The sequence below is a fragment of the Rubrivirga sp. genome, from assembly GCF_965213695.1.
Taxonomy (GTDB): Bacteria; Bacteroidota; Rhodothermia; order Rhodothermales; family Rubricoccaceae; genus Rubrivirga.
The window spans coordinates 1,086,909-1,108,743 of record NZ_OZ243912.1; the positions used below are offsets into that span (position 1 = coordinate 1,086,909).

General features: G+C 72.2%; 17 protein-coding genes and 1 tRNA gene. 12 read left to right on the top strand and 6 right to left on the bottom strand.

The window, feature by feature from the left end; translation table 11 throughout:
* Positions 1 to 300: 300 nt before the first annotated feature.
* The 3 genes from ACOOHE_RS04805 to ACOOHE_RS04815 form a co-directional block, all read right to left on the bottom strand.
* Positions 301 to 852, bottom strand: a complete 552-nt coding sequence (locus ACOOHE_RS04805) for a hypothetical protein (protein WP_420456664.1) — start codon at positions 850 to 852, stop codon at positions 301 to 303.
* Positions 849 to 1,994, bottom strand: coding sequence for a patatin-like phospholipase family protein (locus ACOOHE_RS04810; RefSeq protein WP_420456665.1), 1,146 nt, complete (start codon positions 1,992 to 1,994; stop codon positions 849 to 851). The genes ACOOHE_RS04805 and ACOOHE_RS04810 overlap by 4 nt, the downstream gene beginning before the upstream one ends.
* A 68-nt stretch (positions 1,995 to 2,062) precedes the next feature.
* A complete protein-coding gene (locus tag ACOOHE_RS04815; protein WP_420456666.1) occupies positions 2,063 to 3,343 on the bottom strand; it encodes a M24 family metallopeptidase in 1,281 nt (426 codons plus the stop codon).
* 388 nt (positions 3,344 to 3,731) lie between these two features.
* Between ACOOHE_RS04815 and ACOOHE_RS04820 the strand changes: the two genes are divergently transcribed.
* The 6 genes from ACOOHE_RS04820 (at position 3,732) to ACOOHE_RS04845 (ending at position 6,740) form a co-directional block, all read left to right on the top strand.
* Positions 3,732 to 4,178, top strand: a complete 447-nt coding sequence (locus ACOOHE_RS04820; RefSeq protein WP_420456667.1) for a surface-adhesin E family protein — start codon at positions 3,732 to 3,734, stop codon at positions 4,176 to 4,178.
* A 98-nt stretch (positions 4,179 to 4,276) separates the two neighbouring features.
* Positions 4,277 to 4,365: transfer RNA gene (locus ACOOHE_RS04825), tRNA-Ser, on the top strand.
* A gap of 73 nt (positions 4,366 to 4,438) precedes the next feature.
* On the top strand, positions 4,439 to 4,870 hold the full coding sequence (locus tag ACOOHE_RS04830) for an FxLYD domain-containing protein (RefSeq protein ID WP_420456668.1): 432 nt from the start codon (positions 4,439 to 4,441) through the stop codon (positions 4,868 to 4,870).
* Between the two features lie 130 nt (positions 4,871 to 5,000).
* Positions 5,001 to 6,035, top strand: coding sequence for a YbaY family lipoprotein (locus ACOOHE_RS04835; protein WP_420456669.1), 1,035 nt, complete (start codon positions 5,001 to 5,003; stop codon positions 6,033 to 6,035).
* Positions 6,036 to 6,139: 104 nt separating this feature from the next.
* The gene (locus ACOOHE_RS04840) at positions 6,140 to 6,433 is read left to right on the top strand and encodes a type II toxin-antitoxin system RelE/ParE family toxin (RefSeq protein WP_420456670.1); all 294 of its coding nucleotides are present in this window, start codon (positions 6,140 to 6,142) and stop codon (positions 6,431 to 6,433) included.
* 4 nt (positions 6,434 to 6,437) lie between these two features.
* Positions 6,438 to 6,740, top strand: a complete 303-nt coding sequence (locus ACOOHE_RS04845; RefSeq protein WP_420456671.1) for a HigA family addiction module antitoxin — start codon at positions 6,438 to 6,440, stop codon at positions 6,738 to 6,740.
* A 4-nt stretch (positions 6,741 to 6,744) separates the two neighbouring features.
* On the opposite strand, the gene ACOOHE_RS04850 is transcribed toward ACOOHE_RS04845, so the two are convergent.
* Positions 6,745 to 8,424, bottom strand: coding sequence for an FAD-dependent oxidoreductase (locus ACOOHE_RS04850; RefSeq protein ID WP_420456672.1), 1,680 nt, complete (start codon positions 8,422 to 8,424; stop codon positions 6,745 to 6,747).
* Positions 8,425 to 8,541: 117 nt separating this feature from the next.
* On the opposite strand from ACOOHE_RS04850, the gene ACOOHE_RS04855 reads away from it, so the two are divergent.
* Positions 8,542 to 8,859, top strand: a complete 318-nt coding sequence (locus tag ACOOHE_RS04855; protein WP_420456673.1) for a hypothetical protein — start codon at positions 8,542 to 8,544, stop codon at positions 8,857 to 8,859.
* A 52-nt stretch (positions 8,860 to 8,911) separates the two neighbouring features.
* Here ACOOHE_RS04855 and ACOOHE_RS04860 read toward each other — a convergent pair whose 3' ends face one another.
* Positions 8,912 to 9,820, bottom strand: a complete 909-nt coding sequence (locus ACOOHE_RS04860) for a DUF5996 family protein (protein WP_420456674.1) — start codon at positions 9,818 to 9,820, stop codon at positions 8,912 to 8,914.
* A gap of 38 nt (positions 9,821 to 9,858) precedes the next feature.
* On the bottom strand, positions 9,859 to 11,070 hold the full coding sequence (locus tag ACOOHE_RS04865; protein ID WP_420456675.1) for an NAD(P)/FAD-dependent oxidoreductase: 1,212 nt from the start codon (positions 11,068 to 11,070) through the stop codon (positions 9,859 to 9,861).
* 467 nt (positions 11,071 to 11,537) lie between these two features.
* Here ACOOHE_RS04865 and ACOOHE_RS04870 point away from each other — a divergent pair, with 467 nt between their 5' ends.
* The 5 genes from ACOOHE_RS04870 to ACOOHE_RS04890 all read left to right on the top strand — a co-directional run bounded on the left by ACOOHE_RS04870 (position 11,538) and on the right by ACOOHE_RS04890 (position 21,790).
* Positions 11,538 to 12,512, top strand: coding sequence for a LacI family DNA-binding transcriptional regulator (locus tag ACOOHE_RS04870; RefSeq protein ID WP_420456676.1), 975 nt, complete (start codon positions 11,538 to 11,540; stop codon positions 12,510 to 12,512).
* Positions 12,513 to 12,576: 64 nt separating this feature from the next.
* The gene (locus ACOOHE_RS04875) at positions 12,577 to 14,532 is read left to right on the top strand and encodes a T9SS type A sorting domain-containing protein (protein ID WP_420456677.1); all 1,956 of its coding nucleotides are present in this window, start codon (positions 12,577 to 12,579) and stop codon (positions 14,530 to 14,532) included.
* 128 nt (positions 14,533 to 14,660) lie between these two features.
* The gene (locus ACOOHE_RS04880; protein WP_420456678.1) at positions 14,661 to 17,411 is read left to right on the top strand and encodes a TonB-dependent receptor; all 2,751 of its coding nucleotides are present in this window, start codon (positions 14,661 to 14,663) and stop codon (positions 17,409 to 17,411) included.
* 102 nt (positions 17,412 to 17,513) lie between these two features.
* Positions 17,514 to 20,783 carry a hypothetical protein gene (locus ACOOHE_RS04885; RefSeq protein ID WP_420456679.1) on the top strand — a complete coding sequence of 1,090 codons (3,270 nt, stop codon included), beginning with the start codon at positions 17,514 to 17,516 and terminating at the stop codon, positions 20,781 to 20,783.
* 5 nt (positions 20,784 to 20,788) lie between these two features.
* The gene (locus ACOOHE_RS04890) at positions 20,789 to 21,790 is read left to right on the top strand and encodes a PorV/PorQ family protein (protein ID WP_420456680.1); all 1,002 of its coding nucleotides are present in this window, start codon (positions 20,789 to 20,791) and stop codon (positions 21,788 to 21,790) included.
* Positions 21,791 to 21,835: the final 45 nt, after the last annotated feature.

The following is a 21,835-nucleotide window of genomic DNA, read 5'->3' on the forward strand; positions in this document are numbered from 1 at the left end:
CGCTCGACGCCACCCTCGCCGACGCCTGGACCCAGATGAGCGACGACGCCCCGAACCGGGCGGCCCCCCCGCTTCTGACCGTGTTCGACCTCGGGCGGCTGAGGCGCCGCGGCGTGCGCGGCCTGCTCGCGCGGCTCTGCCGGGCGGCTCATGCCAAGTCCGGTTGATCGGTCGCTGATCGGGACGGGAGAGAGTGGGGAGTGTGGGGGTGTGGGCGTGGAATGCGGTCTCCTCCCACACCCCCAACCCCACACACTCCGCCCGGACTTGGTATCAGACGGCCCGGCTCAACGCGGCGCCTCAGCCCGTGTCGTGAGGCACGGTCGGGACGTCGATGACGGGCCAGCCCCGTGCTCCGGCGGCCTCGGCGAATGCGGCCGTCAGGTCGTCCGGTCCGCGCGCGGCGCCCTCCCACACGACCACGGCGAGCGGACTGCCGTCGCTCAGGCGGCCGGCCTCGTCCAAGATCGCGTCCGTCGCGGCGACGTAGCCGGCGTGCCCGGCCCCAGCGTCGAGGACCACCAGATCGCCGCGCGACGCGACCTCCCCGACGACGCGGTCGAACAGCGCCCCCCAGTCGTGCGCCGAGTCCGGACGGTCGACGACGGACGAGGCGCGGAACGTGGCCGGCGGCGTGGGCAGCACCAGGCGGCGCCGGAGCCCCAGGGTGCCGGCCACGTCGAGGGCGACCAGGTCGGCGCCGCAGGCGCCCGAGCAGACGAGCGCGCTCGTTCCCCGGGTCTCGAACAGCGCCCGCAGCGCCGCACGCACCCGGGCCACCGCCTCCGACGGGAACCGGGCCACGGCCGCGTCGGGCGCGTCGATGCGGCGGCCGGCGAGGGCGACGGTCATGCGGCTGCGGCTGCGGGCACAAACCCGTCGAAGTGCTCGGCCCGGACCTCGGCCTCGGCGACGGCCCGCCCGACGCGCTGAAGCTCGGCCATGGCGTCGACCGCGTCGAGCTTTTGGACCCGGCCCGGCTCGACGTCCGCCAGGCCGAGCGCGTCGAGCCCGTCACGCGAGAGGTCGGCGTCGTAGCGGGCGTAGGTGAAGAGCGGGGGGTAGGCGCCGACGCCGTGGAGGTCGCCGAGCTCGCGGTCGAGCGGGGCGCCGGCCCGCGTCCGGCTGAACAGCCGGCAGAGGAGGTCCTGCTGGTTCGAGGCCCCGTACATCAGCGCGACCGGGAGGCCCTTGGCGTTGTAGACGTGGGTCATGCGCCGGGGCGTGAGGGCCGCATCGGCCGCGGCAGCCGCGCCGGTCCCGACCGAGATCAGCAGCAGGTCGTCGGGGCCGGTCGGCCATTCGAGCCGGTACGGTGGGGCCGTCGCCATCGTGAAGAGGAGGAACGCCGGGTTGTTGTACGGGGTCACGCCGCCGTCGACGAAGACGTGCTTGCGGCCGCCCACGTCGACCACCTCGGGCGGGAAGTAGAGCGGCGCCGCGGTGCTCGCGCGGACGAGCTGCCACAGCGGGAGGTCGAGGTTGGAGTGCTCGCGGTCGCGGAGGTTGTAGCGCGCGCTCGGGTTGTTCGAGAGCGGCCACGGCGAGTCCGTCGTCGCGTTGCGCATGACGAGCAGGAGCAGCGTCCGGAGTCGGTCGCTGCCGAGGGTGGTCTCGGCCCCGAGCACGTCCTGGAGCGTCGTCTTGAGCGCGTGGTCGCGGTAGAGGTGCCGGAAGCGGTCGAAGAGCCGGGCCTTCTTGAACATGGCTTGGCCGCTGTCGAGGTAGAACGCCCGGATCTCGTCGACGCTCATGCCCACGCTGACACACGTCGCGATGATGCCCCCCGTGCTCGTCCCGCCGACGTAGTCGAACACGTCGGCCAGGCGGAAGTCGGGGCCGCGCCCGAGCCGCTCGCGGAGCACCGTCTCGATCCGGGCCAGGACCTCGATGGTGATGAGCCCGCGGATGCCGCCGCCGTCGAGGGCGAGGAGCGCTTTGGGGCCGGGCGCCCCGTCGTCGCGGGGCGGTCGGTCGGAGGAGGGAGCGGTCATGGGGGCGGGGGCCGGGACGCCCGCAAGATGCACCGCGCCGCCCAATCGACAAGGCGCGCCCGTCGGTCTCAGCGCGACGGGATCAGGATGAGGTCCTCCTGCGGCGGCGTCAGCCACTCCGCGCCGGTCTCGGTGATGACGACCATCTCCTCGACCGAGATCGTCTTGGTGTCGTCGCCGTCGAGCGGCCACGCGTGGAAGCCGTCGAAGGCGAACGTCATGCCGGGGCGGAGCACGTCGAGCTGGCGGCCCGAGGGCGTCCGGCCCTCCTGGCCGCCGCCCAGGCTCGGGCCCGAGTCGTGGGCCCAGTAGCCGACCGGGTGGCCCGTGCTCCACATGACCGGGAGCGACCCGTTCTCGCGCATGACGGCCCGCTGCGCCCGGTCCACGTCGACGCCGCGCGCGCCGGGGCGCATGGCGGCGAAGGCGGCGCGGCTGCCGCGCTTGGCGGCCTCCCATTTTTCGAGCGCGTCGGCCGGCGGCTCGGTCTCGCCCGGCCCCAGCACGTAGGCGAACCGCTGGATGTCGGTCACGAGCTCGCCGACGCGGATGCCGAAGTCGGTCCGGATAAAGTCGCCCGGTTGGATCACGCGGTCGGTGGGGTGCGAGTGGCCGCGGTCCCGGCCCGAGTTGACGGCTGGGTTCTGGTCCGGCGCCCACCCGTCGCCGACGCCGGCCTCGGCCATCTTGGCTTCGAGAAAGTCCGCGATGTCACGGTCCGTCGTGACGCCGGGGATGGCGGCGGCGTACGCTTCCTCTTGCCACTGCGCCGTGAGCGCGGCGGCCCGGCGCAGGATCTCGACCTCGGCCGGCGTCTTGACCGCCAGCCACTCGGCGATCAGCCGCTCGGCCGAGGTCGTGAACGGCATCCAGTCCGGCCCGAGGCCGGCCTGCATCCGCTCGTACTGGGTCGAGGACAGGCCGTCGGAGATCGGCGTCGTGCCCCGGTTGATGGCGATGGCGACCGGCGCGTGCCGCCGGAGCCGGGCGAGCACGGAGGGCCAGACGGGCTCGCCGCGGGGGATCTCGACCACCTCGTCATGTGTGCCGAGCTCGGCCAGGGCCGTCGCCTCCCCCGACGGCGACACGGCGACCGACGAGACGCCGCGGCCCGTCCGGAGGAACAGGACGGCCGCCTCACCGCCGGCGTTCTCGCATCCGACGTGCCGGGCCATCGGGTCGTTGTCGTTCTCGCGGCACACGACGAGCCAGGCGTCGACCTCGGCCCGGTCCATGGCTTGGGGGAGGAGCCGGGCGATCCGGTCGGCGCGGATGGCCGGCCACGGGTCGGCGGCGTCCTGGGCGCTGGCGGCGAGCGTCAGGAGGAGGGCGAGAGGGAGGGCACGCATGGCGGAGGACGGGCGGAGGACAGGCTATCGCGTACTCTCCCACACCTTGTCATCCTGAATCCAGTGGAGGATCTCAATGCCGATGGTGGAGCCCGTCGGAGCCGGCGCGACAGGTCTCGGAGTCCAAGGTGAGATCCCTTCGGCTCCGCTCAGGACATGCCTTCGCAGGCTGGATGACATCGTGGGCGAGGTTGCGGTAGCCCTGCGGGTGGAGGGCCGAACCTACGGCCTGGGCTCGGCCGGTCGTAGCCTTGGGTCGGGCGGACCGATACGAATCCCCCCGGCCTGGCGTCTTGAGCTCCGACACGAGCCCGAGTGCCCTCGCCCGTCTCGTCTCCCGGACCCTCCCGCATCCGCGCCTCACCCCATGTCTCTCGCCGCGCGGCTAGTGCCCCTTCTCGTCCTCACCTTTTGTGCGGAGAGCCAGGCCCAAGTCGGGGTCGCCAGTCGGGACGCCGTGGGCGCCGTCGTCCCGACGGACACGACGCGGTGGAGGCCGGTCGCCGCGCCCGCCGGCCGGCGCGTCTTCGTCGACGCCGAGGCCCTCCGCCGGGGCGGGGGCGTCGTCGAGGTCTGGACGTGGCACGCCTACGCCTCGGCCCACCGGCCCGTGTTCGGGGTGCCGTACGACCGGGTCTTGGCCCGGGACCAGGTGTACTGTCGCGTCCGGGCGACGGCCCCGCTCCAGGTGGTCCGGTACCTCGGCGCCGCGAGCGCCGGCGCGTTCATGTTCCCCCCCGACGTGGGGCCGTTCGGGTGGGCGCCCGGCTCCGTCGAGGAGGCCGTCGGGACGTGGGCGTGCCAGGAAGCCGGCGGGGCGGCGGGGGCCCGGTAGAAAGGGGCCCGCGTTCACCGGACGTTCCCCGTCGGCCGGTTGCTCGCGCCCGACGGCGGTTCTAGCTTGGGCGCCCCGGCCGGGCCACGGCCGGCACCGGAGAGGTGGGTGAGTGGCTGAAACCACCGCTTTGCTAAAGCGGCGTGCGCCGAAAGGTGTACCGGGGGTTCGAATCCCCCCCTCTCCGCCCCGACCGCCCCGCTGGCCCCACCGCCAGCGGGGCGTTTCGTTCGTCCCCACCCCATCCGTCCCCGCACGCCATGTCAAGGATCCCGCCCGCGGGGCGCCCCGCCGTCCGGCTCGCCCTCGCCCTCGTCGTCGCCGTCCTCCTCGGGCTCGGAGCCTGGGTCGTGTGGGGCGCCGATGCGTCGGACGAGGAGGCCCCCGCGCCGGTCACGGGGGCGGCGACCGTCGAGGGGGCCGTGCTCGCGGAGGACGTGACCGTCGCCGGCGTCCAGGTCGGGGCCGGCGAGGTCTCGGCGAACGTGACGAACCGGGCGGGCGTGCGGATGGACCGGGTCGTGGTCCGGTTCGACCTGTACAGCGGCGGGGCGCCGGCCGGCGACGCCTCGGCGGTAGCCTTCGGCGTGGCGCCCGGCGCGACGGTCCGCGTCTCGTCGGAGGTGCCCGGGCCCGTGGCCGTCGACAGCGTCGTGGTCCGGGAGACGGTCGGGACGCCTGCCCTGAACTAACCGGCGTCTCGGTCGGAGTCGGGGAGGGCCAGTCCACACTGCCCGCACCGGGAGTCCACGGCGGATTCCCGTGAGGGAGGCAGGCATCGGCGAGCCGGGCCGTTGGGAGGGCTCGTCTTTCCACCCCCTCATGCGTCTCCTCCTCCTGTCTCTTCTCGTGGCCGTCGCCGGCTGCACGTCCTCCCGCCCGGCCGCTGTCGGGGCGGGGTCGACCCTCACCGGGACCGTCACCTACCTCCAGCGGATCGCGCTCCCGCCCGACGCCGTCGTCACGGTCCGCCTCCTCGACGTGAGCCTGGCCGACGCGCCGTCGGCGACGCTGGCCGAGCAAAAGATCCCGACCGAGGGCCGGAACGTCCCCATCGCCTACGCCCTGAGCTACGATCCCGACCGGATCGAGCCGCGCCGCCGCTACGCGGTCCGCGCCGAGGTCCGCGACGGCGCGGGCGCGCTCCGGTGGACGACCGACACGACGATCCCCGTCCTCACGCAGGGCGCCCCGTCCGACGACGTCGAGATCCGCGTGGTCCAGGTGGGCGAGGCGGGTGCGGCGCCCGGCACCGACGGGCTCGTCGGCCCGGTGTGGCGGCTGGTCGAGATCGCGACGCCCGACGGCGCGGCCCTCCGCCCTGAGGCGGACGAGGTGCTGACGATCACGTTCGCGCCCGACGGCCGCTACAGCGGCCAGGCCGACTGCAACCGGATCGGCGGCGCCTACACCGTCGACGCGACCGGCGCCCTCGACCTGTCCCAGGGCGCCACGACGCTGGCCGCGTGCGCCCCGCCGTCGTCCGGCGACGCCTTCGTGCAGGCGCTGGCCCAGGTCGAGCGCGTCGGCGTGAGCGAGGGGCGGATGGCGCTTCGAGGCCCGGGCCGAGCTCTCGTCTTCGAGCGGGCCGACCTCGGGATGGCGCCCCAGCCGACCGGCCGGACGCTCGTCTTCGGCTGCGACCAAGCGTTCACGTTCCGGATCCGCACCGGGCCCGGCGAGATCGCGCTGTGGCTGCCCGAGCGGTTCGGCGACCGGACCCTCGTGCTGGGCCAGGTCCGCGCCGCCAGCGGGGCCAGGTACCAGGACGGCGACGTCACGGTCTGGACCAAGGGCGACGAGGCGCTCCTCGAGGTCGATGGCGAGTCGTTCGCCGGCTGCCGCCTCCAGGGCTGACCGCCTGGCCGCTCGCGGCCTGACCGGTCACCAGGCCGGGCGCGGCGAGGACGGGAGTAACACGCCGTGCGTTATCATCGCTGGCGCACTCCTGCTCCTCCCCGATGATCGTGGGCTTCGCGGACGGCGCCTCGCAGGACGTGTTCGACGGTGTCGACAGCAAACGGGCTCGCAAGGCGTTGCCGTCTGCACTCCGGGCGGTCGCCCAGCGCCGGCTCGACTACCTCGACTCGGCCCGGGCGCTCGCTGACCTTCGCGCTCCACCCGGAAACCGGCTCCACGCGCTCGTCGGGGACCGGGCCGGCCAGCACGCCATCCGTATCAACGACCAGTATCGGATCTGCTTCGTCTGGACCGATGCCGGGCCGTCCGATGTCGAGATCACCGATTACCATTAGCGCCATGTCCCGCCTCCCCGCCGCTCGCCCGCCGACGCCGCCCGGCGAGATCCTGCTCCACGACTTTATCGAACCCCTCGGGCTGTCGCAGTCCGAGGTCGCTGCGGCCATCGGCGTCCCGTTCCAGCGGCTCAACGCCGTGATCCGGGGGCGCCGGGCACTGACGCCGTCGACGGCGCTCCGGTTGGCCCGCTACTTCGGGACCTCGGCCGGCGTGTGGACCGACCTCCAGGCGAAGGTGGACCTCCACGCAACGCTGGTGGCCGAGGGCGAGGCCATCGCCGCCATCGAGCCGCTCGCGGCCTGACCGGTCACCAGGCCGGGCGCGGCGCCGCCAGCCGCGTGTGGACGGCCTTCACCGCGACCGACCCCTCGCCGACGGCCCCGGCCACCCGCTTCGTCGAGCCCGACCGGACGTCGCCGACGGCGAACACACCCCGCAGGCACGTCTCGAACGGGGCCGGCCGGTCGTCGCCCCACGACTCGGGCAGGCACTCCGACGGCACGTCGGCGCCGGCCAGGATGAACCCCTTGTCGTCGAGCGCGAGCCCCAGGCGGTGCTCGCCGTCGCCCTTGAGCCAGTCGGTGCAGGGGCTCGCGCCGATGAACGTGAAGAGGGCCGGCGTCTCGACCCGCTCCTCCGTCCCGGCCTCCGTGTCCTCGACGGTGACCGCCGCCAGCGCCTCGTGGGCCGTGCCGTCGCCCCAGAGCGCGCGGACCTCGGTGTGGAACCGGACGTCGACCCGCTCGGCCGCCAGGACCCGCTCGGCGAGGTAGCGGCTCATGCTCGTGCCGAGGTCGTCGCCGCGGACGAGCAGCAGGACGCGCTCGGCCCGCTCGGACAGGAACATGGCCGCCTGCCCGGCCGAGTTGCCGCCGCCGACCACGACGACGGTCCGGTCGTGGCACCCGCGCGCCTCCATCTCGGTCGCCGCGTAGTAGACGCCGGCCCCCTCGAAGGGGCGGAGGTTGGGGAGCGGGAGCCGGTTGTAGTGGGCGCCCGTCGCGACCAGGACCGCCCGCGCGCGGACGGTCGGCCCGTCGCCGAGGGCGACCGTGTAGGCGTCGCCGTCGCGGCCCAGGCCCGTCGCCCGTCGCGGCGTGACGAGGCAGGCCCCGAACTTGCGGGCCTGGACCGTCGCCCGCGTGGCGAGGTCGGTCCCCGAGATGCCGGCCGGGAAGCCGAGGTAGTTCTCAATCCGGGACGACGCGCCGGCCTGCCCGCCCGGCCCCATCTCGTCCACGACGACCGTCTTGAGCCCCTCCGACGCGCCGTAGACGGCCGCCGCGAGCCCGGCCGGCCCGGCCCCGATCACGACCAGGTCGGCCGTCTCGTCCTCCGGCAGGTTGCCCGCGAGGCCGACCGCGCGGGCCAGCTCGAGCGGGCTCGGGTTGTCCAGGACCGTCTCCGTCCCCCACACCACGACCGGCCCGTCGGCCCCGTCGCGGCCGGCCTCGTCGAGGACCGACCGGGCGTCGGCGTCGTCGGGCGTGAGCCAGCGGACGGGGAGGTAGTTCCGCCGCGCGAACTCGGCCAGGCGGACGGCGTCGGGGTCGGTCTGGGCGCCGACGAGCGTGAGCCCGGACGCCCCGGCGCTGACCAGCCCGCGGCGCTCGGCGAACGCGGCCAGGATGGTCTCGGCGAGGTCGGTGTCCCGAGCCAGCAGCTCGCGGAAGGCGTCGGCGGGGACCTGGAGGACGCGGCCGTCCTCCTCGACCCGGGCCGTCGCGTAGACGCTCTCGCCCAGGAGCAGGCCCATCTCGCCCAGCATCTTGCCGGGCCCGATGGGCTCGGCCGTGATCGGCCGCTCGCACTCGAGGTCGGCGTAGACGTCGACGGCCCCGTCGAGCACGACGAAGAAGTCGTAGCCGGGGTCGCCCTCGCGGAACAGGATGTCGCCGGCCGCCACGTCGTGCTCGCGGCCGGCCTCGGCGAGCCGCGCGAGCTGGGCGTCGGTGAGCGTGGGCGAGTCGGGGCGGTCGTCGGCCATCGGGGCGGGTCGGGGCGGGGCCGTGTGACGACGCGCGGCGGGAGCGGTTCGCGGACGGGCGCCGGGATCTGGCGGAGCGTTCGGCCGTCCAAGCGGCGCTCTCACCCCCCCGTCCCGATGTCCCGTTTCCTGCTCGCCCTGTCCCTCACGCTCGCCTTCGGCGCCGCGCCGTTGACCGGTTGCGAGACCGAGACCCAGCGCGAGGTCGAGTCCGACGGCGACGTCGACGTCGACACCGAGGTCGGCATCGACGACGACGTGGAGGCCGACGCCCGCGAGGGCCTGCTCGAAGCCGAGGAGAACCTCGACGAGGCCGGCCGCGACATCCGCGAGGCCGCCGGCCAGGCCGGCGAGGAGCTCCAAGAGGCCGGCCGCGAGGTCCACGACGCCATCGACAGCAACGTCGACCTCGGCGACAACGCGGAGAACCAGTAGCCGCCTGGCCCGCCGTGTCTCGGCCCGCGTCGCGGGGCTGGGCCGACGTGCGTCAGGGGAGGTCGCGTTCGAGCGCGGCCCGGTCCCAGTCGGCGAGGTCGGCGGCGGCGGCGTAGGTCGTCTCCAGAAACGCGAGGAGCGCGGCGTCCGGGTCGTCGGCCGCGCGGACGGCTTGGTAGGGCAGGACGAACTCGCCGAGGTCGGCGTCGTAGGTCGCCGCCTCGGGCCGGACGTCGGCGTCGCGGAAGCCGTCGGGCTCGGGGTAGGCGTACGAGTAGAACGTGGCTTGGCCGACCCCGTCGCCGGGCCAGAACCCGGCGCTCGACACCTCGTGCGAGTACGCCTCGCGCATGACCCAGTCGGCGAGGTGAGGCGCGCCGCCGGGGTGGGGCGGGGCCGTGCGCCCCGAGAACCGGGTGACGGCCAGGTCGAAGGCGCCCCAGAACACGTGGACCGGGCTCACCTTGCCGATGAACCCGGCGCGGAACCGGGTGAACACACGCTCGACGCGGACGAGCGCTTGCCACCACCGCTCGACGGCGTCGCGGTCGTAGCTCGCGTGCTCGGCGTCGTCGGGGAAGCGCTCGACGGGGTCCGGGATCTCGACCGGCACCGGCCAGATCGTCGTCTCGACGCCGACCTCGGCGAGCGCGGCCATCAGCCGGTCGTAGAACGTGGCGACCGACATCGGGCCCAGCGCGAACGAGCGCCGGTCGCCGGCCGTCGTCTCGACGCGGAGCCGGTGGTCGGCCAGGTCGAACGTGACCTCGAACGCGCCCCCGCCGGCCGGCACGAGCGACGTCGAGAGCCCGCGCGCGGTGACGTAGAGCGGGACGTGCCACGAGTGGTTCGTCCACGGCGCGTGCGCCAGCCGCACCTTCCCGACCACCTGGAGCCAGCGGTGGAACGTGTCGTGCGTGTCGCGCCAGTCGTCGAGCGGGGGGAGGGCGGGCCAGGACATCGCGGGCGAGGGCAGAGCCGGCAGGGTACGGCCGGGCGTCACGGGCCGGCCGCGCCCAAGCCCGCCAGCCGGCCCGTGGCCCACGCCCACAGGAAGTTGTGGCCGCCGATGGGCCCGAACGCATCGAGCACCTCGCCGGCGAAGTAGAGGCCGGGGTGGTGGCGGCTCTCCAACGTCCGTGGGTCCACCTCGCCCAGGCCGACGCCGCCGCCCGTCACCTCGGCCTTCTTGTAGCCCTCGTCGCCGGTCCACGGCAGCGGCGTCGCCGTGAGCGCGTCCACCAACCGCCGGCGCTCGTCGCGGCGCAAGTCGGCGCGGGCGCGGTCGGGCGGGACGTCGGCGTCGGCGAGCAACCGGTCGGCCAGGCGGGCGGGGAGCGCGGCGCGGAGCGTTGTGGTGACCAAGCCGCGGCCGGGCTCGGCGAGGGCGGCCTCCCACGCCTGGGCCGTCGCGTCGGTCCACCCGACCAGGACGGCCGGGACGTCGCCGCGCCCGCGCCCGAGCGCCGTCAGGTGCGACACGTTGAGGACGGCCGGACCGCTGTAGCCGCGGTGCGTGAACAGGAACCCGCCGGCCGTCTCGAAGGCCCCCTTCCCGACGGGCACGCGGACCTGGGCGTCGGGCACGGAGACGCCGGCGAGGTCGGCGTGCGGAGCGGGCTCGGCGGTAAGAGGGGCGAGCGCGGGGTACGTCGGCTTGACGCGGTGGCCGAGCGCGCGGGCGAGGCGGAGCCCGAACCCGTCGCTGCCCGTCTTGGGGACGGACAGGCCGCCCGTCGCCACGACGGCCGCGTGCGCCTCGACCGCGGCCCCATCGCCCAGCGTCGCCGTCCACCCGGCGGCCGAGGGCGCCAGCCCGGTCACGTCGGCGCCGGTGCGGAGCGCGACGCCGGCTGCGGTGGCCGCGTTCACGAGGCCGTCGCGGACGTCGGTGGCCCGGTTCGAGACCGGGAACAGCTTGCCCGTCTCGGTCTCGATCGAGAGCGGGATCCCGAGGTCGTCCTCGAAAAAGTGCCGCTGGGCGTCGAGCGGCCACGACGCCAGGATCCGCCCCATCAGCCGCCGCGACGAGTCGGTCACGAACACGCGCTCGTCGGCGACGGACGGCAGCACGTTGCACCGGCCGCCGCCGCTGATCACGATCTTGGTCCCCACGCGCCGGGTCTTCTCCAGGAGCACGACGTCGGCACCGGCGCGCGCGGCGAAGGTGGCGGCCATCAGCCCGGCCGCTCCCGCGCCGAGGACGAGCACGGTGGGAGGAGACGGCGGGGACGACCAAGAGGGCATGGCCGAAGAACGCATTGGGCGACGACGCCGACCGGGACCCCGCTCGAACCCGGGGCGAAATCGGCCCGTCCGAACGGCCCCTCGGCGGTCGGCCGCTCCCGCTCGTTGGCGAGGGCGTGCTGGTTGCGGACCCCCCGCTTCACGGCCGGTCGCGGGCGGGCGTTCGCCCGCCCTGCTCCCGGCTCGGAAAGCTGGCTGCGCCGACGCTACGCGGTGTCCCCCTTCAAGGGGGACCGTCCGGGCGCCCTTGAGCGCAGCGATGGGCACCCGGACGGGGGGGCGAACTGGGGCCGCCGATGTACCGCTCGCGATGCCTTGACATCGCCGGGGGCGGGGCGTACGTTGAAACTGTAACCGGTTACATCGCGGATTGTCGCACGCGGGGACCGAAAAGCCTTTCATTTTCAGCCGGATCGGTAGCGCTTCCACCCATGGCCGTCACCATGCGAGACGTTGCTCGGCAGGCTGGTGTGTCGGTGGCGACCGTCTCGCGCGTGCTCAACGAGAGCGGCCCGGTGGGCGAGGGCACCCGCCGACGGATCCTGCAGACGGCCGGCGCGCTCCGCTACGTCCCGAACGGGACGGCCCGGAGCCTGACGACGAGCACGACCGAGACCATCGGCGTGCTCCTGCCGAACCTCTACGGCGAGTTCTACTCCGAGGTCATTCGGGGCGTCGAGGGGGCCGTTCGCGACCGGCGGTACCACACGCTGCTGTCGTCGGTCCACGACGGGCCGGCCGAGCTGGTGTCGGCCCTGCGGACGATGGTCGGCCGCGTCGACGGGCTCGTCGTGATGTCGCCCGACATCGAGGCCGACGTGCTCCGGGCCAACCTCCCGGCCGGGCTCCCGGTCGTGCTGCTCGGGAGCGCCGTGACGGGCCACGCCGCCGTGACGATCGACAACCGAGCGGGCGCCGCGGCGATGGTCCGCCACCTCGCCGCGCTCGGCCACCGCCGGATCGCGCTCGTCAGCGGGGCCGCCGTCAACGCCGACGCCCAGGCGCGCCGGGCCGGCTACCGAGCCGCCGTCGCCGACCGCGGGCTCGACGCCGACCCGGCGCTCGTGCTCGACGGTGACTTTACCGAGCAGTCGGGCTACCTCGCCGGCCGGGCGCTCCTCGACCTCGACGACCGCCCGACGGCCGTGTTCGCGGCCAACGACTCGATGGCCATCGGCGCGCTCCGGGCCTTCCGCGAGGCCGGTCTCGACGTGCCGGGCGACGTCGCGCTGGCCGGCTTCGACGACATCCCGGTGGCCCAGTTCGTCACGCCCGCGCTGACGTCGGTCCACGTGCCGATCCACGAGATGGGCGCGCTGGCCGTCGAGACGGTCCTCGCCGACGGCGACGCCGGCACCACCACGCTCCCCACCCGACTGGTCGTCCGCGAGTCCTGCGGCGGCTGACCTCGTACGTACGTTCCCCCACGCCGGCCCCGGCCGGCTTCTTCCCACACCTCCCCATTCCCCCATGCAACGCTTCGCTACTCTCCTGGCCCTCGTGGCCCTCACCGCCCCGCTGGCGCTGGCCCAACCGGGCGACGCGGCCCGGGTCAACAACGGGCCGCTGACCGACCAGGTCTTCGCCCGCGACATCGGCGGCGCCACCATCACGCTCGACGGCACGCTCAGCGAGCCCGAATGGGACAGCGCCGAGACCATCACGCTCCAGTACGGCGAGTCCGACTTCTGGCCCGGTGGCGGATGGGAGGACCGGGGAAGCCCGGATTCAGGCCCCACCGACCCTGGCGACGGCACGCTCCGCATCCTTCGTAAAGGGAACATGATCTACGTCGGCCTCGAGGTCGCGGACAAGTCGATCGGCGGCACGCGCGACTTCGCCCGGCACGACGGGATCATCATGAGCATCGCCAACAGGCAGAACCGCGACGCCGCCTTCGCTAGGCGCGACACCGCCACCTCGTTCCAGCCGAACTTCTTCCTTGGCGGAGGAAACAACACGGAGATCTTCTACTCCTGGCTCAACCGCGAGGTCGGCAGCGTCGAGGCGGGTCAGGACACGGTCGGTCAAGCGCCGACCGTGTACGGCAGTGTCAACCTCAACCGTGGCACCGACAGCTTGCAGGTCAACTCGGACATCCTCGAGGTCTCGTACACCATTGACGGCGTCGCCAACGACGACTTCAACGGCAACGCGACCCCGACCGAGGACGTCGGCTACGTGATGGAGTTCTCCATCAACGCCGAGACGCTCGGGTTCGACCTCGAATCCGGCGAGGCGCTTCCGATCACGTTCTCCCTCCCCGACCTCGACTACGCATGGCCTGGCAACGAGGACCTTCAGTCCCTAACCCGCACGTGGTTCCAGAACCCCTTCGGTAACAACTTCATATGGGGCGTGGCCTACGTGGTCGGCGACCCCAGCGTGACCGTCTCGTCCGGGGCCGTCCCCCAGCCCGATGCGGACCTGACCGTTCCTATGGGGAGCGTTACGGTTGATGGCCGGCTCGACGAAGATGTCTGGAACGGAGACGCCCCCGTCTCGCTCCAGTACATGATGTCCGAGGAGCAATTCGACGCACTCCCGGGCCTCGGACCGTACTACTCGAGCTATTTCCGGCCCGACGCTGATGAGGACGTCCTCGTCGTGGACGCCTCGACGGGCGACTTCCGGTTCGCCTACGAGGGCACCACGTTGTACGTCTCACTCGACTCCGACGACCTCGCCATCAGCGGCAACACGATGTCCGAGAGCCGCTACGACGGGTTCCGCCTGATCATCCGTGACCTCACGGAAGAGCGCAGCGGGGCCACCCGGTTCATCGCGCGCGAGTTCACGGCCGTCATTGATTCTATGGGCACGGTCACCTTGCTCCAGGACGCCGCCGACAACGACGGCGTGACCGCCGCCGCCTTCCTCAAGGGCGCCTCGACCTCGGCCGACCCCTCGGACATTGACGAGGGCTACTCGATTGAGATGAGCATCGACCTCACCCAGGTCGGCATCAACATGTCGAGGGGCGTGTTCTGGGTCGGCGCCAACTACTTCGACGGCGACGACCTCGACCCGGCCGAGAACAGCTACGGCACCCGCACGTGGTGGCTCAACGAGCGCGGCGGCGGGTTCCCCGGCCCCTCGGCCCGGGCGTTCCTGGCCGGCAGCATGATCACGTCGAGCGAGACCGGCCCGGCCGGTGACGGCGTGCTCCAGGTGCTCGGCAACGCGCCGAACCCGTTCTCGGCGACCACCCAGGTCCGCTACCGCCTCGACCGCGCTTCGAGCGTGACCGTCGAGGTCTTCGACGTGCTGGGCCGCCAGGTCCAGGCCGTCGAGGCCGGGCTGCAGGCGCCGGGCGAGCAGGCCGTGACCGTCGACGCGTCGGCCCTTAGCACCGGCTCGTACGTCTACCGCGTCCGCCTGGACGACGGCACGATGGTGACCGGCCAGATGATGGTCGTCCGCTAACCCAGCGGCGCGGGCCGCCGGCGTGGTTGCCGGCGGCCGTCTGAACCACGCCGGGGTGGGGCCTTCAGGGTCTCGCCCCGGCTTTCGGGGTGCCAGCCCCCTTGATCCTCTACGACAACGCGGCTCCTATGACCACTCGGTACGTGCGCTCCGCCCTGCGGCTCCTCGTCCTCGCCGGCCTCGCGCTCACGGCGACCGCCGCCAGCGCCCAGACCGGCAAGCTCTCCGGCCGCGTCTTGGACGCCAACGGCGAGCCCCTGATCTCGGCCACCGTCTTGGTCGTCGGCACCACCTACGGCGCCGCGACCGACCTCGACGGCGTGTACAACATCCTGCGCATCCCGCCCGGGACCGTCTCGGTCCGCGTGAGCAGCATCGGGTACCAGACCCAGGTGATCGAGGGCGTCCAGGTGCAGTCCAACACGACCACCGAGCTCAACGTCACGTTGCAGGACGAGATCGTGGCCGGCGAGGAGGTCATCGTCACGGCCGAGCAGCCCGTCGTCGACATCACCCAGACGAGCACCATCGCCACGGTCAGCCGCGACGAGATCGCCGCGCTCCCCGTCCAGGAGCTGGCCGACGTGGTCAACCTGCAGGCCGGCGTCGTCGACGGCCACTTCAGGGGCGGACGCCTGGGCGAGGTCCAGTTCCAGGTCGACGGCGTGTCGGTCAACAACCCCTACGACAACACCTCGACCCTGACGTTGGACCGGTCGGTGTTGCAGGAGGTCCAGGTCATCTCCGGCACGTTCGACGCCGAGTACGGCCAGGCCCTCTCGGGCGTCGTCAACGCCGTCCTTCGGTCCGGCGACGCCAACCGCTACGAGGCCTCGTTCGAGTTCTTCGGCGGCGACTACCTCAGCCCGGGCAACGACTCCACCGAGGTCCGGACGTCCATCGGCGGCCGGGACTCGGTCGCGACGGTCCCGTTCGCGCCCTACATCAGCGACATCGACCCGCTCGCGCGGCAGAACTTCCAGGGCAGCATCAGCGGGCCGTTCCCGTTCGTGCCCGGCACCACGTTCCTGCTCAACGGCCAGCGGTTCGTGAACAACGGCCGGTTCGCCGCCGAGCGCCGGTTCCTGCCGACGGACTCCAGCGACTTCGAGCGGAACGTGTTCAACCCGACCGGCGACGGCGCCGTCGTCCCGCTCGGCTACGACCGGCGGTGGTCGTTCCTGGGCAAGGTGTCCAACTCGTTGATCCCCAACGTCCGGCTCGACTACCAGTTTATCGGCGCCGTCCGCGACCGGCAGGGGGCCGACTACAACTACCGGTTCAACCCCGACGGCGCGAGCACCCAGGACGAGTTCTCGCTCGTCCACGGCCTGGGCGTCCTGCACACGCTGTCGAACAACGTGTTCTACGAGCTCAACCTGCGCCAGAACCTCTTCGACTACTCCGACTACCGCTTCGAGGACCTCGGCACCCTGCCCGAGACCGGCACGCGCGTTCCGCTGCCCAGTGACTCGCCGTACGCCCAGGCCGGCCGGGCCATCGGGTCCCAGAACTTCGAGAACGGGGCCATCGTGCAGGGCTACGACCTGGGCCGGTTCGTCCAGCGGACCAACTCGTACGTCGCCAAGGGCGCCGTGACGGCCCAGGTCACCAACGTTCACCTGGTCAAGGCCGGCTTCGAGATCCAGACGTCCGACGTCGAGTTCGGCCAGCCCGGCGCCGTCCAGGCGCTCATCATCGATGGCCGCCAGCAGTTGGGCGTGCTCCGGGACACCCTGGGCGCCCAGGTCATCGACTTCCAGCCGGTCCAGGGGGCGGCCTTCATCCAGGACCGCATCGAGTGGGGCGACCTGCGCGTGCGGGCGGGCCTGCGGATGGAGTACTTCGACGCCAACGCGACCGTCCCGAGCGACCCCCAGAACCCGGCCAACGCCATCCCGGACGCCCCCGAGTCGAGGCCGGTCGATACGTCGGCCAAGGTGGTGCTGGCCCCGCGCCTGGGCGTGTCGTTCCCGTTCTTGGACCGCGCGAGCCTGTTCTTCTCCTACGGCCACTTCTACCAGCTTCCCGGCCTGGGGACGTTCTTCAACAACGCCGACTACACGGTTCTGCAGGACTTGCAGCAGGGCAACGAGTTTTCCCAGGGTGTCCTCGGCAATCCCGACCTCGACCCCGAGTTCACGACGCAGTACGAGTTCGGATTCAAGAGCCGGGTCACCCGCGACTTGGGCCTCGATGTGAGCCTGTTCTACAAAGACATTCGCGACCTGCTAGGCATCGAGTTTATCCAGACCTACACCGCCGCGAGCTACGCGCGCTGGACGAACGTGGACTTCGGCAACGTCCGTGGGTTCACGATCTCGGTTGACCAGCGGGCCGTCGGCTCGCTCTCGACGACGCTGGACTACTCGTTCCAGATCGCGTCCGGCAACGCGTCCGACCCGCGCGATACGTTCAACCGCGCCGCTTCGGGCGACGACCCGTTGCCGCGTGTGTCCCCGTTTGACTGGGACCAGCGCCACACCCTCAACGCGACGGCCATCCTGTCCGAGCCCGACAACTACAACGTGACCGGCATCCTGCGGATGGGCTCGGGCCGACCGTACACGCCGTCGCTGGGCACGGGCTTCGGGGCCAACCTCGAGAACAACTCGGGCCGCAAGGACCTGTCGGTCGTCGTCGATCTCCGGGCCGAGAAGGCGCTGACGTTTGCCGGCCTCAGCTCGACGGCGTTCGTCCGCGTGTTCAACGTGTTCGACAGCTACTACCAGAACGGGGCCGTCTACAGCGACACCGGCAGCCCGTTCTACACGCTCAACCCGGAGCGCCAGCTCAACCCGGACCCCCGGCGGTTCGCCGAGCCCCGGCGCATCGAGGTCGGCATCTCGCTCGGCGGCTCCCGTCCGGTACGGAGGTAGGGAGCGTGGGGGCATGGGAGTGTGGGGGCGTCCTCGATGGGACCTGCCCACTCCGACGCCCCCTCCTCCCATACCCCCACCCTCCACACTCTGACTGCCCGAATGCTTCGCTCTCTCGCTTTCCTCGTCTTGCTCGCGTCGGTCTCGGCCAGCGCGCAGACGCCGTTGCCGGTGACGCCGCCCGAGCTCCGCGGCCAGATCAACGCCGAGCGTCAGGGGCTCCACGACGCCAACCGCATCCGGACCCTGTTCTACAACTACGGGATGGTCGGCGACTTCGACGGGAACCCCGACCTCAGCGTGTTCCACTCCGTCGAGGTCCCCCGCGGCGTCGGGCTCAACTACTCCGACGGCGTGACGCCCTACGTGCTGGCCAAGGTGACGCAGGAGAACGGGACCGAGGCCCACATCATGCTCACGGGCTACCGCGAGCGCCAGGCCCGGAGCCCGATCACCAACCGGGTCATGCGGTTCGAGCCCCGCCCGGGCTACGCCGAGCCCGACCCGTTGGTCAACAAGGGCCGGTCGCTGGCGCTCTCGAACGACTTCCGCACGTGGCCCGGCGCCGCCAACCAGATGGGGATGCTGGACCCCGCCGCCGACCCGTCCGAGTGCTGGATCGACAAGCAGGACGTGGCCGACGACCCGGGGTGGTGCGGGTCGTGGAACGGGTTCTTCGGCAAGCGGCCCAACGCCGACCAGGAGTCGTTCTTCGTGATGGACGACAACTACTATGACGGCTTCCGCTTTTTCCCGGACTCGCGCGACCGGACGCGCCGCGGGCTCGGGCTGCGCGTCGAGGTCCGCGGCTTCCAGTGGTCCAACCCCCAGGCCCAGGACGTCATCTTCTACCACTACGACATCGTCAACGAGTCGACGACGCGGTACGACGACATCATCTTCGGGCTCTACATGGACTCCGGCGTCGGCGGCTCCGCCGTCTCGTGCGACGGCGTGGGGGAGACCGACGACGACAACGCCCGGTTCGTCCGCAGCGTCGACGGCCGGCCCATCGACCTGGTGTACACCTGGGACGAGAACGGGCACGGCGTCAGCCTGCGGTCGAACTGCGAGCCGACGGGGTACCTCGGCTACGCCTACCTCGAGACGCCCGGCGACGCGACCGACGGGATCGACAACGACAACGACGGGATCACGGACGAGCGCCGCGACAACGGGGCCGGCGACCGGATCGAGGGCCAAGACGCCATCCGCAGCGCCATGCTCGCGCGGGGCTACGACCTGGCCCAGTTCGAGCTCGAGTACGGCCCGCTCGAGCAGCGCCCGGCCTACGTGGCCGGCGTCTGGTGGACGGGCGACGAGGACCTCGACTGGACCGCCGAGTTCTCCGACACCGGCGCCGACGGCGTCTTCGCCGACGACGTCACGTTCGGCTCGGGCACGCCCGACCGGGGCGAGCGCGACGGGATGCCGACCGACGGCGAGCCCAACTTCAACCAGACCGACATCACGGAGTCGGACCAGATCGGGCTGACCGGGTTCAAGCTCAACCGGATCGCGGGCGCGGGCGAGACCGACGGGATCGTCTTTTTCGAGAACGAGCGGAACTGGCCCGAGCGGCTGTTCGAGCAGTTCTCGAACCCGAACCCCAACGTCGCCTTCGACCAGACGATCGTCAACAACTACAACGTCGGGTTCCTGTTCGCCTCCGGCCCGTTCACGCTCGACGTGGGCCGCCGCGAGCGGTTCAGCCTGGCCCTGGCCTACGGGGCCAACCTGCTCGACTTGCAGGACAACGTCGAGGTCGTCCAGTCGATCTACGACGCCAACTACCAGTTCGCGACGCCGCCGCCCCAGCCGACCGTCCAGGCCTTCGCCGAGGACGGCCGGGTGACGCTGACCTGGGACACGCGGGCCGAGCGGTCCATCGACCCGGTCTCGAACCTGAACGACTTCGAGGGCTACCGGATCTACCGCTCGACGGACCCCAACTTCCTCGACCCCCAGGTCATCGTGGACGGGCGGGGGACGGGACCCATCGGCAACGGCCGGCCGGTCGCCCAGTTCGACCTCGACAACGACATTCGGGGCTACTCGGACATCGCGGTCGCCGGCATCCAGTACTACCTCGGCGACGACACCGGGATCACCCACCGCTGGACCGACACCGACGTCACCAACGGCCAGACGTACTACTACGCCGTGACGGCGTACGACAGCGGCTCGGAGGTCTTCAACTTCTACCCCTCGGAGAACGCGATCACGGTCTCGAGGACGCTCCGTGGCGGCACGATCTTGCCGCCGAACGTGGTCCAGGTGCGGCCCAACGCCCGCGTGCCGGGCTACGTCGGCGCGACGGCGAGCGAGGTGTCGCAGACGACAGGCACGGGGACCGGAACGGTCGAGGTCGGCGTGTTCAACTCGGACCTGGTGCCGGAAGGCCGCTTCCGCGTCGTGTTCGAGGCGTCCAGCGACAGCGTCCGCGCGCGAACGTACTCGCTCGTCAACGCGGACACGGGCGAGGTCCTGTTCGAGGGCGGTGTCGACTTCGAGGGCGCGCAGACGGGGCCGATCGCGCTCGGGCTGCAACCGGTGATCACGACCCTCGCCCAGGTCGAGGTCGACCCGGACGCGAGCGGGTTCACGGCGGGCTCGGCGGGGATCACGCTGCTGGGCGCCTACCAGAACGGGCTGCCCAACAACCTGCGGCGGCCGGGCTACCCCGAGGACGTCATCCTCACGTTCTCGGACGTCCCGGTCTCGATGTCGCGGCCGGCCATCGGCCAGCCCGCGACGCCGGCCAAGTTCAAGGCCGTCGGGGCCGAGTCCGGCTTCGAGTACGAGTTCTTCTTCCGCGACCTCGACGGCGACAACACGCTCAGCGCCCAGGGCGAGTTCGTCGACCTCCTGACGCCCGAGGAGGAGGGGTCGAACCGGCTCCGCCCGACGTGGCGGATCCAGGTCACGGGCGGCGGCACGGCCCCGCGCCAGGGCGACGTCTACCGGCTGGTGGTGCGGACGCCGTTCACGGCCGGCGACGTGTTCGAGTTCACGACCTCGCCGGCCCGGGTCGACGCGGCCCAGGCCGCGAGCCAGTTCGAGGAGCAAGAGCCCTACGTCGTCCCGAACCCGTACGTCGCCGCGGCCTCGTTCGAGCCCGAGCGGTTCGCGACGGCCGGCCGGGGCGAGCGCCGGATCGAGTTCCGCGCCATCCCGGCCGGGGCCACGATCCGCATCTACACGGTCACCGGCGACCTCGTCCAGACGCTGACGCACGACAACCTGACGACGGGGATGGTCCCGTGGGACCTCCGCTCGAAGGACAACCTCGAAGTCGCCCCGGGCCTCTACCTCTTCCACGTCGACTCGGACGTGGGCGAGTCGCTCGGCCGGTTCGCCATCATCAAGTAGCCGCCATGACACGCACGCTCTTCCTGGCGGCCCTCGTTGCCGCCGCCGCCCCGCTCGGGGCCCAGACCAAGACCGGGACCACGTTCGGGCAGTTCCTGCTCATCGAGCCCAGCGCCTCCGTCGCCGCCCAGGGCAACGTGGGCGCCACGGCCCGGGCCGACGTCCTCTCGGCGTACTACAACCCGGGCGCGCTCGGCTTCCAGCGCGAGTCGAACGCCGGGTTCTCGCACAGCTCCTGGCTCGCCGACATCGACTACAACTACGCCGCCGTGGCCCTCAAGATGGGCTCGGCCTCGACGGTCTCGCTGTCGGTCGCGTCGCTGAGCTCGGGCGACATCGACGTCCGGACGGCCGAGCAGCCGCTGGGGACCGGCGAGCGGTACTCGGTCGAGGACCTGGCCATCGGGATCGGCTACGGCCGCCAGTTCACGGACCGGTTCGGGGCCGGGGCCACGGTCAAGTTCGTCCAGGAGACGATCTGGCGGAGCTCGGCCCAGACCGTCGCGCTCGACGCGGGCGTCATCTACGAGTTGCCGTTCCGGGCTGTGCTCGGCGCGAGCATCTCGAACTTCGGCGTCCCGGCGTCCTTCGACGGGACCGACCTCCGGATCCGGTTCGACCAGGACCCCGACACCTTCGGCGACAACGACAACCTGCCGGCGGCACTCGAGACGGACGAGTTCGCGCTCCCGGTCTTCTTCCGGGTCGGCATGAGCGTGCCGGTCCAGGTCGGCGACAGCCGGCTCACGCTCGCGGCCGACGCCTACCAGCCGAGCGACAACAGCAACAGCCTGAGCGTCGGCGGCGAGTGGACGTACGCGAACCTCATCTCGGCGCGGGCCGGCTACCAGGACCTGTTCCTGGAGGACGGGGAGGGGGGGCTCCGCGTGGGCGGCGGCCTGGCGTACCGCGTGAGCGGGTTCGACTTCCGCTTCGACTACGCCTGGGCCGACCACGGCAGCCGCCTGGGCTCGACCCAGCGATTCACGCTCGGCCTCGGCTTTTAGAAGAGGGAGGAGTGGGCGGGTGTGGGCGTGTGGGAGGGGACCTCT

Bases quoted from the DNA above. Each gene is read 5' to 3' on its own strand.
- ACOOHE_RS04805 (WP_420456664.1), bottom strand. From the start codon at position 852: ATGACCGTCGCCCTCGCCGGCCGCCGCATCGACGCGCCCGACGCGGCC.
- ACOOHE_RS04810 (WP_420456665.1), bottom strand. From the start codon at position 1,994: ATGACCGCTCCCTCCTCCGACCGACCGCCCCGCGACGACGGGGCGCCC.
- ACOOHE_RS04815 (WP_420456666.1), bottom strand. From the start codon at position 3,343: ATGCGTGCCCTCCCTCTCGCCCTCCTCCTGACGCTCGCCGCCAGCGCC.
- ACOOHE_RS04830 (WP_420456668.1), top strand. From the start codon at position 4,439: ATGTCAAGGATCCCGCCCGCGGGGCGCCCCGCCGTCCGGCTCGCCCTC.
- ACOOHE_RS04835 (WP_420456669.1), top strand. From the start codon at position 5,001: ATGCGTCTCCTCCTCCTGTCTCTTCTCGTGGCCGTCGCCGGCTGCACG.
- ACOOHE_RS04840 (WP_420456670.1), top strand. From the start codon at position 6,140: ATGATCGTGGGCTTCGCGGACGGCGCCTCGCAGGACGTGTTCGACGGT.
- ACOOHE_RS04845 (WP_420456671.1), top strand. From the start codon at position 6,438: ATGTCCCGCCTCCCCGCCGCTCGCCCGCCGACGCCGCCCGGCGAGATC.
- ACOOHE_RS04850 (WP_420456672.1), bottom strand. From the start codon at position 8,424: ATGGCCGACGACCGCCCCGACTCGCCCACGCTCACCGACGCCCAGCTC.
- ACOOHE_RS04855 (WP_420456673.1), top strand. From the start codon at position 8,542: ATGTCCCGTTTCCTGCTCGCCCTGTCCCTCACGCTCGCCTTCGGCGCC.
- ACOOHE_RS04860 (WP_420456674.1), bottom strand. From the start codon at position 9,820: ATGTCCTGGCCCGCCCTCCCCCCGCTCGACGACTGGCGCGACACGCAC.
- ACOOHE_RS04870 (WP_420456676.1), top strand. From the start codon at position 11,538: ATGGCCGTCACCATGCGAGACGTTGCTCGGCAGGCTGGTGTGTCGGTG.
- ACOOHE_RS04875 (WP_420456677.1), top strand. From the start codon at position 12,577: ATGCAACGCTTCGCTACTCTCCTGGCCCTCGTGGCCCTCACCGCCCCG.
- ACOOHE_RS04880 (WP_420456678.1), top strand. From the start codon at position 14,661: ATGACCACTCGGTACGTGCGCTCCGCCCTGCGGCTCCTCGTCCTCGCC.
- ACOOHE_RS04885 (WP_420456679.1), top strand. From the start codon at position 17,514: ATGCTTCGCTCTCTCGCTTTCCTCGTCTTGCTCGCGTCGGTCTCGGCC.
- ACOOHE_RS04890 (WP_420456680.1), top strand. From the start codon at position 20,789: ATGACACGCACGCTCTTCCTGGCGGCCCTCGTTGCCGCCGCCGCCCCG.